This window comes from Uliginosibacterium sp. 31-12, from assembly GCF_030548425.1.
In the GTDB taxonomy this organism is placed as follows: domain Bacteria; phylum Pseudomonadota; class Gammaproteobacteria; order Burkholderiales; family Rhodocyclaceae; genus Uliginosibacterium; species Uliginosibacterium aquaticum.
Genome location: NZ_JAUOOA010000002.1, coordinates 377,175 through 391,064 on the forward strand (window position 1 = coordinate 377,175; position 13,890 = coordinate 391,064).

Below are 13,890 nucleotides of genomic sequence, written 5' to 3' on the forward strand. Positions count from 1 at the left end.
TCAGGGCAGCCAGAACATCAGGATCTGCAGGACCAGCAGCAACACCAGCGGCGACAGGTCGACATTGGCGATCGGCGGAATCACGCGCCGGAACGGCGCCAGGAAGGGCCGCGTGAACATGTGCAAAGGCCCGGCCAGCGGCGAATGCGGATTCACCCAGGACAGCACGGCGCTCAGGATCACCACCCAGAACAACATCTGCAAGGCTGCCTTGATAAGCCCCAGAAAGCCGAACACCAATGCCGATAGCAGCAAGCTCACGGGCTCGACCCTGCCCGCCATCAGCCCCAATATCAGCACCACCGCGACCTGGATCAACCAGGCAGGCAACAGCGAACACAGATCCAGCTTACCCACGCTGGGCACCCATTTCTGAAACGGCAGCACCGCCCAGTTGGTCGTCGCCAGCACGAACTGGCCCAGCTGACTGACAAAGGAAATGCGCTGGAAGCGCATCACCGTGCGCACCAACAGCAGCGCGGTGAAGAAGCCCGCAACGGTCTGCAGGATCAAGGCAAAAGTTCCATAGAACATGTTCGGCTCCTTTTCAGTTCGTATCTGCGCCGAGAATCTCGCCCAGCTCGTGGCCGCGTGCTGCAGCGGCCGTCAGCGCACGCTCCACCATGGGCAGGAAACCGTCTGCCGCGAAGCTTTTCAGCGCAGCTTCGGTCGTGCCGCCCTTGGAGGTCACGCGCTCGCGCAGCACCGCCGGCGCTTCTGGGCTGGCAGCAGCCAGCGCCGAGGCGCCCACCAGAGTCTGGATGGCCAGCTGGCGTGCCGTCTCAGCACTCAGGCCAAGCTTTTCGCCAGCGGCCTCAAGGGCCTCAATAAAATGGAAGACATAGGCCGGGCCGCTGCCAGACAGGGCGGTCACCGCATCGATCAGTGCCTCTTCTTCAACCCATACACTGCTGCCAACGGCCGCCATGATGCGGTCCACCGCCGCGCGTTGTGCCGCGCTCACGCTGGCATCGGCAAACAGGCCGGTCATGCCCTGCCCGATCAGCGCCGGGGTATTCGGCATGGCACGCACCAACAGGGAATGGCCACCCAGCCAGCGGCCGATATCAGCCAGCCGCAAACCGGCAGCGATACTCACCACCAGCTGATTTGCCAGCTTACCGGCTACCGGAGCCAGCGCCTCGCGCATCTGCTGCGGTTTCACCGCCAACACCAGCACCTCGCAGGCCTGCGCCGCGTCATCCAGTGCCGCGACGGCACGCACGCCAAAGTCCTGCTGCAGGCGCTCGCGTGCGGCTTCGTACAGCTCGACGACCTGAATGTCGGTGGCGCTGAAGCCCTGCTTGAGCAAACCGCCAATGAGGGCAGAGGCCATATTGCCGCCACCAAGGAAAGTGATTTTCATGCTTGGTTTCCGTGTTTCGTTATTGATTTTTCTGACGTGTGCCAAAGATCGCCGAGCCGACCCGCACCAGCGTCGAGCCCTCGGCAATCGCCAGTTCCAGATCATCCGACATGCCCATCGACAAGGTCTCCAGCGGCAAGTCCAACTGCTCGCGCAGGCCATCGCGCAACCCAACCAGCTGACGGAAGCGGCTGCGCAACAAGGCCTCATCCTCACTGGGCTCCGGAATGGCCATCAAGCCGACCAACTCGATCCCGGGAAGCTGCGCCACGGCGGCCGCCAGCGCCGGCAATTCACCCGGCGTCACGCCGCTCTTGCTGGCTTCACCGCTCACATTCACCTGCAGACATAGCTTGAGCGGCGACAAAGCCTCCGGGCGCTGCTCGGACAAGCGCTGGGCAATCTTGAGCCGGTCGACCGAATGCACCCAGGCAAAACTCTCCGCCACCAGCCGCGTCTTGTTGCTCTGCAGAGGGCCGATGAAGTGCCACTCGATCGGCAGATCCCGCAGCTCGGCCATCTTGTCGACCGCCTCCTGCACATAGTTCTCGCCAAACGCCCGCTGGCCAGCAGCAAAAGCTGCCCTCACGGACGCCGCTGGCCAGGTCTTTGAGACGGCGAGCAAACCGGTCGAACCGGCCAAACGCCCGTATTTCCGCCCGGCGGCGTCGATACGGGCACAAACAGCTTTCAGGTTTTCGGCAATGCCGGGCATATAATCCATTCAACTTCGTGTGCCAATGCGCCGAAAAGTATAGCAGTCGTGCCGAACTCCCCCTTTTGAATCCCGGGAAGCGAATTCACCATGGAAATTACCGAACTGCTGGCCTTCTCTGTCAAGAACAAGGCCTCCGACTTGCACCTCTCAGCTGGCCTGCCGCCGATGATCCGGGTGAACGGCGACGTGCGCCGGATCAATCTGCCGCCGCTGGAGCACAAGGATGTGCACGCCATGGTGTATGACATCATGAACGACAGCCAGCGCAAGCAGTACGAGGAATTCCTCGAGTGCGACTTCTCCTTCGCTGTGCCCAACCTGGCGCGTTTCCGCGTCAACGCCTTCATCCAGGAACGGGGTGCCGGCGCGGTGTTCCGGACCATTCCGTCCAAGGTGCTGACGCTGGAAGATCTGAACTGTCCCAAGGTTTTCAAGGAAATTTCGGATCAGCCACGCGGCATCGTGCTAGTGACCGGCCCGACCGGCTCGGGCAAGTCCACCACGCTGGCAGCGATGGTCGATTACGTGAACGAAAACCAGTATGCGCACATCCTCACCATCGAGGATCCGATCGAATTCGTGCACCAGAGCAAGCGCTGCCTGATCAACCAGCGTGAGGTGCACCGCGACACCCACTCCTTCTCCAACGCCCTGCGCTCCGCCCTGCGGGAAGATCCGGACGTGATCCTGGTGGGCGAGTTGCGTGACCTGGAAACCATCCGCCTCGCGATGACTGCCGCTGAAACCGGCCACCTGGTGTTCGGCACCCTGCACACTTCCTCGGCTGCCAAGACCGTTGACCGCGTGGTCGACGTATTCCCGGCCGAAGAGAAGGAAATGATCCGCGCCATGCTGTCCGAATCGCTGCGCGCGGTGATCTCGCAAACCCTGCTCAAGACCAAGGACGGTCAGGGCCGCGTGGCCGCCCATGAAATCATGATCGGCACCCCGGCAATCCGTAACCTGATCCGCGAAAACAAGGTTGCACAGATGTACTCCTCGATCCAGACCGGCCAGCAATACGGCATGCAGACGCTCGACCAGAACCTGCAGGATCTCGTTCGCCGCAACATCGTCTCGCCTGCCGAGGCCCGCGTGCGTGCGTCCAACAAGGATCTGTTCCCGGGCAACTGAGCCCTCAACGCATTGAAGCAAGGCCGGGGCACCCGGCAGTTACGGAGACAGCATGGAACGCGATCAGGCGCTCAGGTTCGTACAGGACCTGCTCAAACTGATGGTCAACAAGAAGGGCTCGGACCTTTTCATCACCGCCGGTTTTCCGCCCGCGATCAAAATCGACGGCAAGATCGTGCCGCAGTCGAACCAGATCCTCTCGCCCCAGCACACCCAGGAAATCGCCCGCGCGGTCATGAACGACAAGCAAGCCGCCGAGTTCGAATCCACCAAGGAGTGCAACTTCGCGATCTCGCCCTCCGGCATCGGCCGCTTCCGTATGAACGCCTTCGTGCAGCAAGGCCGTATCGGCCTGATCGCACGGACCATCGCGGCGCGCATCCCGACGCTGGAAGAGCTGGGCCTGCCGCCGATCATCCGCGAGATCGCCATGTCCAAGCGCGGTCTGGTGATCTTCGTCGGTGGCACCGGCACCGGCAAAACCACCTCGCTGGCCGCCCTGGTCGATTACCGCAACGAGCACACCTACGGCCACATCATCACGCTCGAAGACCCGATCGAATATGTGCACGCTCACAAGAACTGCGTGGTGACACAGCGCGAAGTGGGGCTGGATACCGAATCCTGGGAGAACGGCCTCAAGAACACCCTGCGCCAGGCGCCGGACGTGATCCTGATGGGCGAAATCCGCGACCGCGAGACCATGGACTACGGCATCGCCTTCGCCGAAACCGGCCACCTGTGTCTGGCCACGCTGCACGCCAATAGCGCCAACCAGGCCATCGACCGGATCATCAACTTCTTCCCGGAAGAGCGCCGCTCACAGCTGCTCATGGATCTGTCGCTGAACCTGCGCGGCATCGTTTCGCAACGCCTCTTGCCACGCAAGGAAAGCAAGGGCCGCGTGCCCGCCATCGAGGTGATGCTGAACTCACCGCTGATTTCGGACCTGATCTTCAAGGGCGAAGTGACCGAGCTGAAAGATGTGATGAAGCGCTCGCGCGAAATCGGCATGCAAACCTTCGATCAGGCGCTCTTCGATCTTTACGAAGCCGGGCTCATTACCTTCGAGGATGCCTTGCGCAACGCCGACTCGGTGAACGATCTGCGCCTGCAGATCAAGCTCAACAGCAAGCACGCAGACAAGGATCTGCTCGCGGGCGTGCAGAATCTCGACATCATCTGAGCGCAATCTGCTTGCACATGACAAGGCCGCCCGGAAAACTCCGTTGCGGCCTTTTCCTTATCTGACGACGGCGCACGCATGCTGATATCCGCCCTGCTCCCCGGAATCCAGTTCCTGATCATGGGCATGGCATTTGCGCTGGGGCTCTCGATCCATCCAGAAGATTTTGCCAGCTTCTGGCGTCAGCGAAGTCAGGCGCTGAGGGCAGGCTTCGCAATGTTCGTGTGTGTACCGCTGGTGGCCGTGCTGCTGACCCGCCTGCTCCCCCTCTCTCCAGCAGCTGCCACAACCCTGATCGTGCTGGCAGCCTCGTCCGGCGTCCCGCTACTGCCACGCAAGCTTCACTGGCTGGAGCATTCGCCTTTCACCTTCGGCCTGCTGCTGAACTCGGTGTTGTGCGCCAGCTTCATGTTGCCGCTCTGGATTCATTTCGCAGCCCACCCGGAACATGAACCGCCAGCCCTGCAGGTATTCTCGGTAATGGCCCGGGCCTACCTGCTGCCGATGCTGTGCGGCATTCTGCTACACCGTCTGCGTCCAGCCTTTGCCGAGCGCCTCTCGCAAGGCATGATCAGGATCGGCAGCCTGCTGTTGCTGGCTTTGGTGGTGGGCGTACTCGGCACCCAGTGGCACCTATTCGCGGATCTGAACGGCACGAACATGCTGGCCCTGACGCTGCTCTTCACAGCTTCGATCGCTATTGGCCATCTGCTCGGCGGCCCGGCGCCGAAGGATCGTGCGGCCCTGGCCATTAGCTGCTCGCAGCGCTTTGCCGGGGTTGCAGTGCTGCTCAGCACCAGCCCCCCGGGCGGCGAGCTGCTGTTCGGGGTGCTGGTCTATGCGCTGCTGGCTCAGCTCCTCGAACAGCCCTACGTCATGTGGCAGAAACGGCACATGGCAAGCCCGGCAGGCCTGATCAGCTCCGGTTCTGTCCCGCCACCACCTTGAACTCGAACACCCGGCAATCCAGATCACCGTTCATGAGTGGTGTTCGCTTGGTGGCCTTGAGGCCCATGCGTTTGGCCATTTCCAGATCTGCGGTCAGGAAGTAGCAGTTCCAGCCAGCGAAGCCACGCTTGAGCGCGTCGCCCAGCTGCGGATACCAGTCGTAAAGCTCTTCGCCACTGGAGAGGCGCACGCCGTAAGGCGGATTGCTGACCAGCACACCGGCGTCGTCCGGCGCTTCCAGATCCAGCACGTCACACACCAGCAGTTCGACCTTGCCGGTAAGCCCGGCGGCTTCGAGATTGGCTTCGGCATTGGCGAGCTGGCGCGGATCGATATCGGCGCCAAAGATCGGCAGGCTTTCATCATGACGCTGGCGCTGCTGGGCGGCTTTGCGCAGCCCCTGCCAAAGTTCGCTATCGAAATGGCGAAACTTCTCGAAGGCAAAATGGCGACCCAGGCCCGGGGCGATATCGAGGGCCATCTGCGCCGCTTCAATCAGGAAGGTGCCACTGCCGCACATTGGATCAAGCAGGGTCTGACCCGGTTGCCAGCCGCTGAGCTTGAGAATGCCGGCCGCCAGGTTCTCCTTCAGCGGCGCCTCGACCTTGGCACGCTTGAAGCCACGTTTGTAGAGCGGCTCACCGGAAGTGTCGAGGTAGAGCGTACAGGTCTGCTCGTCCAGAAAGGCATGAATGCGCATGTCCGGGCTATGCGTATCCACATCCGGCCGCCCGCCCTTGATCGCGCGGAAGTGATCGCAGATGCCATCCTTGATGCGCAGGGTGACGAAGTTCAGGCTCTTGAGGGGAGACTTGATCGAGGTGACATTGATGCGGATCGTATTGATCGTGTCGAAGTGGCGCGCCCAGGCCACGCTGCTGGCCAGGCGGTAGATTTCCTCCTCGCTGCGGTAGCGCGTGAAGCCCACCTTCCATAGCAGGCGCGTGGCCAGACGACTCTCCAGATTCACGCGATAGGCATAGGCCCAGTCGCCCTCGCTGGCCACCCCGCCATGGGTGGGCTCCACACGCGTGGCGCCACAGGCGCGCAATTCTTCGGCAAGCAGGGGTTCAAGGCCGCGCGGGCAAGGGGCGAAAAAGGTTTCAGTCATGGAAACAGCTCAGAAAGGACGAACGATCACAAGGATCAGGATCGCCAACAGGAAGAAGACCGGCACTTCGTTGAACCAACGGTACCAGACATGGCTGCGCGTATTGCGCTGCTCGCGGAACTCACGCAGCAGCTTGCTGCAGAAACCGTCATAACCGGTCAGGGCCAGCACCAGCAGCAACTTCACATGCAGCCAGGGCTGGCTCCACCAGGAAGCAGGCCCGGCGAGCGTGAAAGTGATCGCCACACCGAAAATCCAGGTACCCAGCATCAAGGGCAGCATGAAGCGCTTGAGGCGCTGCGCCATCCCCAGCAGGCGCGCGTACTCGCTGCTGTTCTCAAGCGGCACGGCGGCCAGATTCACATAAATGCGCGGCAGATAAAAAAGGCCGGCAAACCAGCTGATGACGAAGAAAACGTGCAGGGCCTTGAGCCACGGATACCACATGTCATTGTCCTTGAGATTGAAGTTCGGCACAGGCAGCCGCGAGGCCATCACGCACATCGGCGAAGCGCGGCGACCAGCGCAGCTCGCAGCGGATGCGGGTGTTATCGAGACGCCGCGACTCGCTCATGAAGCTCAGCGTCACGGGGGAGAGACGTTGCGCGCACTCGGCTCGGCTCAGACGCGGCGGGCGCGACAGACCGAAAATATCGGCCATTGTGTCGTAATAATCCCCCATTGCCAGCTGCGAATCGTCGCACACATTGAAGATGCGCAGGTGCGGACCACGGAACAGGGCCAGCCCGGCAGCGCGTGCCAGATCGGCGGCGTGGATGTGATTGGTAAATACATCCTCACTCGCCTGCAGCACCGGGTCTCCCCGCTGCAGGCGCGCCAGCGACAGACGCTCGGCCGCATAGATGCCGGGCGCGCGCAGGACGCGCAAGGCACAGCCGCTAGCGATGGAATGGGCCCGCAAACACCGCTCGGCGGCCACCCGACGACGCGCGCGTGCGGTGGCCGGACGCAAGGGGCGCGATTCATCGACCCACGCGCCTGCGCAATCCCCATACACACCACTGGTGCTCACATACACGATGCACCGCGGCCCCTGCCCGCGTTGCTGCAAGGCGGCCAGCAGACGACGCATGCGCGGGTCATCCTGGCCGCCCTCCGGCGGTGGCGCGCAATGCAGCAGGACATCGGCCAGCCCGCCAAGGCGGCGCAGGCTTGCAGCAGCATCCAGATCGCCCGGCACAGGGATAGCCCCGGCAGCGCGCCACTGCGCAGCTGCTTCGGCCCGCCGCACCAGGGCATACACGCGAAAGCGCTGACGCAGCCAGGGCATGGCCCGCAAGGCCACGTCGCCACTGCCGATGATGAGAAGACGATCCATGCCCGGATTATCCCAGATCACCCGGCGGCTCACGCCTTCATTTCTGCACGGCTTGGGCGATAATTCAGGGATCCGATTTTACTCAGTCTCCAACGCCCCCATGTCCTTCAAGGTCACGCTCCAGCCCAGTGGTCGCAGCTTCGCGGCCGATGCCGACACCAGCCTCCTGCAAGCCGCCCTCGATGCCGAACTGATGGTGCCCTATGGCTGCCGTGACGGCGCCTGCGGCGCCTGCAAGACCAAGGTACTGACCGGTAGCGTGGATCACGGCCGCAGCCCGCTCACCACCCTGCCCGAAGCCGAACGCGCCCAGGGCCTGAGCCTGATGTGTTGCGCCCACGCCCAAAGCGACCTGGTGCTCGAATGCCGCGACGTACGCTCGGCGCACGACATCCCGGTGCGCAAGATGCCCTGCCGCGTCCAGAGCCTGGAAAAACTCGCCAGCGATGTGATCCGCCTGACCCTGCGCCTGCCGCCGAGCGACACCTTCCACTTCCTGCCCGGTCAGTACATCGACTTCCTGCTCGCTGATGGCCAGCGTCGCAGCTTCTCGGTGGCCAATGCGCAGAACGAGGACAACACCCTCGAACTGCATGTGCGCCTGATCACAGGCGGGCAATTCACCGGCCACGTCTTCACGGCCATGAAGGAGCGCGACATCCTGCGCATTGAGGGCCCGCTGGGCAGCTTCTTCCTGCGCGAGGCGCCGGAAGAAGGCGGCCACAAACCGCTGGTATTCCTGGCCGGCGGTACCGGTTTCGCGCCGATCAAGGCCATCGTCGAACACATGCTGAACCACGGCAATGGCCGCCCGGCCACGCTCTACTGGGGCGCCCGCGACCCCGGCGGCCTTTACCTGCATGAACTGGCCCAAAGCTGGGAACGCCAACTGGCCAATTTCCGCTACGTGCCGGTCATTTCCGACGCAACAGAGGGCTGGAGCGGGCGCACCGGCCTCGTGCATCAGGCTGTGATGGCAGACCTGCCGGATCTCTCAGGACATCAGGTTTATGCCTGCGGCGCACCGGCCATGATCGAAGCCGCCAAAAAGGATTTCAGTGAACGCTGTGCGCTGCCGTTAACCGACTTCTACGCAGACGCCTTCACCTTCGCCGCCGGCCCGCAAACATGATGTAACCCCGCACTGGCGCAGGGCGGCTAGACCAGAGCACATAGCAGGGAGCCCGCATCATGAGCACCGGAGTACTGATTACCCGCGAGCCCATCGTCAATCAGCAACGCGCCATCACCGCCAACCGCATCATCGTGCATGCGGCCAACATCACACAGGCCGTGCAGGCCCTTGAAGCCCTGCGCCCGCACTGGCCCGCAGTCCACCCGGTTTTCATCAGCTTCGGCCGTCTGGTGCCCTCATCCGACCTGCTCGGCTGGGCTCCACCGGACAACACCCTGATCGAGATCCCGGCTCCGGCCCTGCAATACACCCAGATCCAGGAGCTTGTCGGCCGCTTTGCCGAGGCCAGCACACCACTGGCCTTGTCCTGGTATCAGCCGGGCACGGCATGGCCGGAAGGTATCGATTGCCGCTTTGTATTGGCTGACATCAACAAAGTCCCCAACCCGCACAATGCGCCCGGTTTGCCGCTGGCCTGGGGACTGGCCGACGTGCCGGCCTTCGAGCGTGCCGTCACCGCTGGTTACACCGGTGCGGCGGGCTGGTTCTTCCTGAAGGGCGTCACCCCGTCCAAGCAACTCGCCCCTTCGCATGCGCAGATCGTGCATCTGCTGAATCTGGTGCGTAATGACTCCGACATCAGCGAGATCGAAACCGCCCTCAAGCGCGATGTCTCCCTGCCCTACAAGCTGCTGCGATACATCAACTCGGCCGGCTTCGGGCTGATGGTGGAGGTGCAGTCCTTCCGCCATGCAGTCACCATTCTTGGTCGTGACAGGCTCAACAAGTGGCTATCTCTGCTGCTGGTCTCGGCCAGCAATGACCCCGCCGCACCGGCCGTGATGCAGGCGGCGATCGCGCGCGGACGGATGATGGAAATCCTCGGCGAGCAGTTCTTCGACAAGAACCAGCTCGACAACCTTTTCATCACCGGCGCCTTCTCGCTGCTGGATGTCTTGCTCGGCTCCGAGATCGGCGTAGTGCTGGAGCAGATGACCCTGCCCGAGCCGATCCACGAAGCCCTGTTGCAGGGCGAAGGCCTGTACGCACCCTTGCTCAAGCTGGCCATTGCATCCGAGGGCTTCATGCCGGATCAGCTACGAGCCCAGACCGAATCACTGGGCCTCACCGTGCAGCAGGTATCCGCCGCCTTGCTGCAGGCCGTGGCCTTTGCCGACACCCTCAGTTTCGGCTGAACACGGGTCCAGAAAACACAAAGGGCGCCGTCGGCGCCCTTTGCTTGCCTGCCTGAAAACCTCAGGCGTAACCATCCGGATTGCCGCTTTGCCAGCGCCAGGAGTCCGCGCACATCTCTTCAATCCCGCGCTTGGCTTTCCAGCCCAGCAGTTCGGCCGCCATGGCCGGATCCGCATAGCACTGGGCGATATCCCCTGCCCGGCGCGCCACAATCTCGTAGGGCACTGGCTTACCGGAAGCTTTCTCGAAGGCCTTGACCACGTCCAGCACCGAGTAGCCCTGCCCTGTGCCGAGGTTCACCGTCAGCACACCCTGCTTCTGCGCCAGGTACTCCAGCGCCTGCACATGCCCCACAGCCAGATCGACGACGTGGATGTAGTCGCGCACGCCCGTGCCATCCGGCGTGGCATAGTCGCCGCCGAACACCGCGAGCTTTGCCCGCTTGCCCACCGCCACTTGAGACACAAACGGCATCAGGTTGTTCGGGATGCCATTGGGATCCTCACCGATGCGCCCCGAAGGATGTGCACCGACCGGATTGAAGTAGCGCAGCAAGGCTACCCGCCACTCAGGATCGGCGGCGGCCAGATCGCTCAGCACATACTCCATCATCCACTTAGTGCGGCCATAGGGATTGGTCGGGCCGGTCGGGAAGTCCTCGCGGATCGGCACCGTCGCCGGATCGCCATACACCGTCGCCGATGAGCTGAAGACCAGCGTCTTCACACCAAACTCAGCCATCACTTCGGCCAGCGCCACCGTGCCCGCAATGTTGTTGTCGTAATACATCAGCGGCTTGGCCACCGACTCACCTACAGCCTTCAGCGCCGCGAAATGAATCACAGCGTCGATCGGCTGCGAGCGGAACACCCGGCGCATCACGGCCTGATCACGCACATCCGCCTGATGAAACGCCAGCAACTTGCGCCCCGCAATCTCTTCGACACGGCGGATCGCCTCCACCTTGCTGTTGGAGAGGTTGTCGATCACGATCACCTCATGCCCGCTGGCCAGCAGCTCCACGCAGGTATGAGTGCCGATATAACCGGCGCCGCCGGTGACGAGTACGGTTGCCATGCTTTCAGTCCTCAGGCGTAGCTTTCACATTGCACGAACTTCAACCCCAGCTGGTCCTTGCCAGAGAGCTGCGGCACGATGTCACCCAAGCGCCAGTCTACGCCCACGATCGGGTCGTTCCAGGCGAGGCAGCGCTCATGCTCGGGCGCGTAGTAATCAGTAGTCTTGTAGAGAAAGTCTGCCGATTCAGACAGCACTACGAAGCCGTGGGCAAAGCCCGCCGGCACCCAGAACTGGCGCTTGTTTTCAGCGGAGAGCTCGACCCCCTGCCATTTACCGAAAGTGGGCGAGGAACGACGCATGTCGACCGCCACATCCCACACCCGGCCACTCACCACACGCACCAGCTTGCCCTGCGGTTGCTGCAGCTGATAGTGCAGGCCACGCAGCACCCCGCGTGCGGAGCGGGAGTGATTGTCCTGCACGAAATCCAGCTTCAGGCCCGTAGCCTCAGCAAAGGTTTTCGCATTGAAGCTTTCCATGAAGAAACCGCGCTCATCGCCGAAAACCTTCGGTTCGAGAATCAGCAGGCCTTCCATTTCGCCCTTGATCACATTCATTGCAACGCCCTCAAAAATACCATTCTTCTGTCATGCGCGGCACTTGGTCGCGCAGACTACCAATGTGTTCCTCCCACCAAGCCCGGGTATTGAACCACGGGAAGGCTGAAGGGAAAGCCGGGTCTTCCCAGCGTCGCGCCAACCAGGCCGCGTGATGAATCATGCGCAGTGTACGCAGCGCTTCGATCAGACTCACTTCACGCGGATTGAAATCCGCAAAATCCTCGTAGCCCACGAGCAGATCGCAGAGCTGGCGCGTCATCTCGCCACGCTCGCCACTGAGCAGCATCCACAGATCCTGCACAGCCGGCCCGGTGCAAGCATCATCGAAATCCACAAAGTGCGGCCCGGCATCGGTCCACAGCACATTACCCGGATGGCAATCACCGTGCAGACGCAAGGTCTTCACATCCCCTGCGCGCTCGAAGCTACGCCGCACCTGATCCAGCGCGGTGCTCGTTGCACTGCGGTACGCCTCGCGCAGATCTGCCGGCAGATGCGGGCAATCGAGCACGTAAGCAGCAGGCTGCTCACCCCAGCTCATGGCATCCAGCGTCAGGCGATGCTCAAAGCTGCGGGTCGCGCCCACGGCATGGATTCGCCCAATGAAACGCCCCAGCCACTCCAGCACGGCCGGATCGTCCAGTTCCGGGCTGCGGCCACCACGTCGCTCAAACACGGCCACGCGAAAACCTTCGTGCCGGGCCAGAGTATCGCCATCCGGCAGCACGATCGGCGGCACGGCGGGAACCTCCTGCTCAGCCAGCTGGAGCGTGAAGGCATGCTCTTCGCGAATGGCCGCGTCCGTCCAGCGTTCGGGCCGGTAGAACTTGGCCACCACGAAACCACTGTCCTCAACCCCGGCCTGATACACCCGGTTCTCATAGCTGTTCAACGCCAGAAGCCGGCCGTCCGTACGCAGACCAGTGGCATCGATGGCATCCAGCACCAGGTCGGGCGCCAGGCGGGAGAACGGGTGAGCGGCAGCCTCAGTCATCAGGCGCGCGCGTCGCCCCAGCGCAGGATGGTGCGGTCGTCCCCGGCATACACGGTATGGCCGGTGCGATCCACGCAGTAACGCGACGAGACGATCATCTCGGCGAAGGTCATGCCGGCACCAATGCGGGTGTATTCGAAGAGCACGCTGCGCACTACGGTCGAGGCCTTGCGAATATGGCAGCCATGGCCGATCCAGGTCGGGCCAATGATGGTGGCGCCTTCCTCGATCTTCACGCTGGAGCCGATATAGACCGGGCCCTCAATGTGCACCTTGTCCCAGTCGATATGGGTATTCAGGCCCACGAATACGCCCGGGCGCACCTCCTTGCCCGGCATGTCCATCTGCGCCACTTCGCCACGCAGTACGCGCTGCAGCACGGTCCAGTAATCGGTTACGCGACCGATATCGATCCAGTTGAAGAAGCGGTTCTGGGCGAAGAAGGGCAGGCCTTTCTCGACCAACGAGGGGAAGAGTTCAGAGCCGATGTCATACACCGTGTTTGACGGTACCAGATCGAGCGCAGCCGGCTCGAAGATGTAGATACCGGTGGAAGCCAGCGTGCTCTTGGCCTCCTCGGGGCTGGGCTTCTCTTGGAAGGAAATGATCTTGCCTTCCTCGTCGGCCACCACGATGCCGTAGTTCTTCACTTCGGAGAGCGGCACATCCAGCGTCACCACCGAAGCAATCGCGCCCTTGGTCTTGTGCTCGTGAAGCGCGGCACCGATATCCAGATCGATGATCGCATCACCGCACAGCACCAGAGTGGTTTCGTCGAAGAAACCAGAATTGTCCTGGATGTGCTTCATGCCGCCGGCCGAGCCGATCGGCTTGGGCAGGATGTCACCGTGCTCGTAGGCGCCCTCGTAGGAGTAGCCGATTTCCACGCCCCAGCGGTGGCCATCGCCGAAATACTCCTCGATCTTGCGGTGCATGAAGGCCACGTTGATCATGATCTCCTTCACGCCGTAGCGCGCGAGGTGCTCGATGATGTACTCAAGCACCGGCTTGCCGAGGATCGGCACCATAGGCTTGGGAATATCCTTGGTCAGCGGACGAACACGGGTGCCCTGCCCCGCTGCGAGAATCATTGCCTTTGCCATCACACGCTCCTTGTGTTCA

General features: G+C 62.4%; 15 protein-coding genes. 5 read left to right on the forward strand and 10 right to left on the reverse strand.

What is annotated here, in order from left to right:
* Genes Q3Y64_RS06935 through Q3Y64_RS06945 form a run of 3 tightly spaced genes read right to left on the reverse strand, consistent with a single transcriptional unit; the run spans window position 1 to window position 2,081 of the window.
* Entirely contained in the window at window positions 1–534 is a 534-nt protein-coding gene (locus tag Q3Y64_RS06935; protein WP_303560576.1) for a YggT family protein, read from the reverse strand.
* Between the two features lie 13 nt (window positions 535–547).
* Window positions 548–1,366, reverse strand: a complete 819-nt coding sequence (gene proC / locus Q3Y64_RS06940; protein WP_303560577.1) for a pyrroline-5-carboxylate reductase — start codon at window positions 1,364–1,366, stop codon at window positions 548–550.
* A gap of 19 nt (window positions 1,367–1,385) precedes the next feature.
* Window positions 1,386–2,081, reverse strand: coding sequence for a YggS family pyridoxal phosphate-dependent enzyme (locus tag Q3Y64_RS06945; RefSeq protein WP_303560613.1), 696 nt, complete (start codon window positions 2,079–2,081; stop codon window positions 1,386–1,388).
* Window positions 2,082–2,171: 90 nt separating this feature from the next.
* Between Q3Y64_RS06945 and Q3Y64_RS06950 the strand changes: the two genes are divergently transcribed.
* The 3 genes from Q3Y64_RS06950 (at window position 2,172) to Q3Y64_RS06960 (ending at window position 5,352) form a co-directional block, all read left to right on the forward strand.
* Window positions 2,172–3,218 carry a type IV pilus twitching motility protein PilT gene (locus Q3Y64_RS06950; RefSeq protein ID WP_101941528.1) on the forward strand — a complete coding sequence of 349 codons (1,047 nt, stop codon included), beginning with the start codon at window positions 2,172–2,174 and terminating at the stop codon, window positions 3,216–3,218.
* 52 nt (window positions 3,219–3,270) lie between these two features.
* Complete coding sequence (locus Q3Y64_RS06955; RefSeq protein WP_101941529.1) at window positions 3,271–4,404, forward strand: PilT/PilU family type 4a pilus ATPase; 1,134 nt, start codon at window positions 3,271–3,273, stop codon at window positions 4,402–4,404.
* A gap of 78 nt (window positions 4,405–4,482) precedes the next feature.
* Window positions 4,483–5,352: a bile acid:sodium symporter family protein gene (locus tag Q3Y64_RS06960; RefSeq protein ID WP_303560578.1), complete on the forward strand. Its 870-nt coding sequence runs from the start codon at window positions 4,483–4,485 to the stop codon at window positions 5,350–5,352.
* On the opposite strand, the gene Q3Y64_RS06965 is transcribed toward Q3Y64_RS06960, so the two are convergent.
* Genes Q3Y64_RS06965 through Q3Y64_RS06975 form a run of 3 tightly spaced genes read right to left on the reverse strand, consistent with a single transcriptional unit; the run spans window position 5,321 to window position 7,802 of the window.
* Window positions 5,321–6,463, reverse strand: coding sequence for a class I SAM-dependent RNA methyltransferase (locus Q3Y64_RS06965; protein ID WP_303560579.1), 1,143 nt, complete (start codon window positions 6,461–6,463; stop codon window positions 5,321–5,323). The genes Q3Y64_RS06960 and Q3Y64_RS06965 overlap by 32 nt on opposite strands.
* Window positions 6,464–6,472: 9 nt before the next feature.
* The gene (locus Q3Y64_RS06970; RefSeq protein WP_101941532.1) at window positions 6,473–6,910 is read right to left on the reverse strand and encodes a CopD family protein; all 438 of its coding nucleotides are present in this window, start codon (window positions 6,908–6,910) and stop codon (window positions 6,473–6,475) included.
* A gap of 1 nt (window position 6,911) precedes the next feature.
* Window positions 6,912–7,802 carry an NAD-dependent epimerase/dehydratase family protein gene (locus tag Q3Y64_RS06975; protein WP_303560580.1) on the reverse strand — a complete coding sequence of 297 codons (891 nt, stop codon included), beginning with the start codon at window positions 7,800–7,802 and terminating at the stop codon, window positions 6,912–6,914.
* A 100-nt stretch (window positions 7,803–7,902) separates the two neighbouring features.
* Between Q3Y64_RS06975 and Q3Y64_RS06980 the strand changes: the two genes are divergently transcribed.
* Both Q3Y64_RS06980 and Q3Y64_RS06985 read left to right on the forward strand, forming a co-directional pair.
* On the forward strand, window positions 7,903–8,934 hold the full coding sequence (locus Q3Y64_RS06980; protein WP_303560581.1) for a CDP-6-deoxy-delta-3,4-glucoseen reductase: 1,032 nt from the start codon (window positions 7,903–7,905) through the stop codon (window positions 8,932–8,934).
* A gap of 59 nt (window positions 8,935–8,993) precedes the next feature.
* On the forward strand, window positions 8,994–10,133 hold the full coding sequence (locus tag Q3Y64_RS06985) for an EAL and HDOD domain-containing protein (protein WP_303560582.1): 1,140 nt from the start codon (window positions 8,994–8,996) through the stop codon (window positions 10,131–10,133).
* Window positions 10,134–10,194: 61 nt separating this feature from the next.
* On the opposite strand, the gene galE is transcribed toward Q3Y64_RS06985, so the two are convergent.
* The 4 genes from galE to Q3Y64_RS07005 are packed head-to-tail and all read right to left on the reverse strand — an operon-like array spanning window position 10,195 to window position 13,871.
* Complete coding sequence (gene galE, locus Q3Y64_RS06990; protein WP_101941535.1) at window positions 10,195–11,211, reverse strand: UDP-glucose 4-epimerase GalE; 1,017 nt, start codon at window positions 11,209–11,211, stop codon at window positions 10,195–10,197.
* An 11-nt stretch (window positions 11,212–11,222) separates the two neighbouring features.
* A complete protein-coding gene (gene rfbC, locus Q3Y64_RS06995) occupies window positions 11,223–11,771 on the reverse strand; it encodes a dTDP-4-dehydrorhamnose 3,5-epimerase (RefSeq protein ID WP_101941536.1) in 549 nt (182 codons plus the stop codon).
* Between the two features lie 10 nt (window positions 11,772–11,781).
* Window positions 11,782–12,768 carry a serine/threonine protein kinase gene (locus tag Q3Y64_RS07000; protein WP_303560583.1) on the reverse strand — a complete coding sequence of 329 codons (987 nt, stop codon included), beginning with the start codon at window positions 12,766–12,768 and terminating at the stop codon, window positions 11,782–11,784.
* Window positions 12,768–13,871, reverse strand: a complete 1,104-nt coding sequence (locus Q3Y64_RS07005) for a sugar phosphate nucleotidyltransferase (RefSeq protein WP_101941538.1) — start codon at window positions 13,869–13,871, stop codon at window positions 12,768–12,770. Before Q3Y64_RS07005 ends, Q3Y64_RS07000 begins: the two co-directional genes overlap by 1 nt.
* Between the last annotated feature and the right edge of the window lie 19 nt (window positions 13,872–13,890).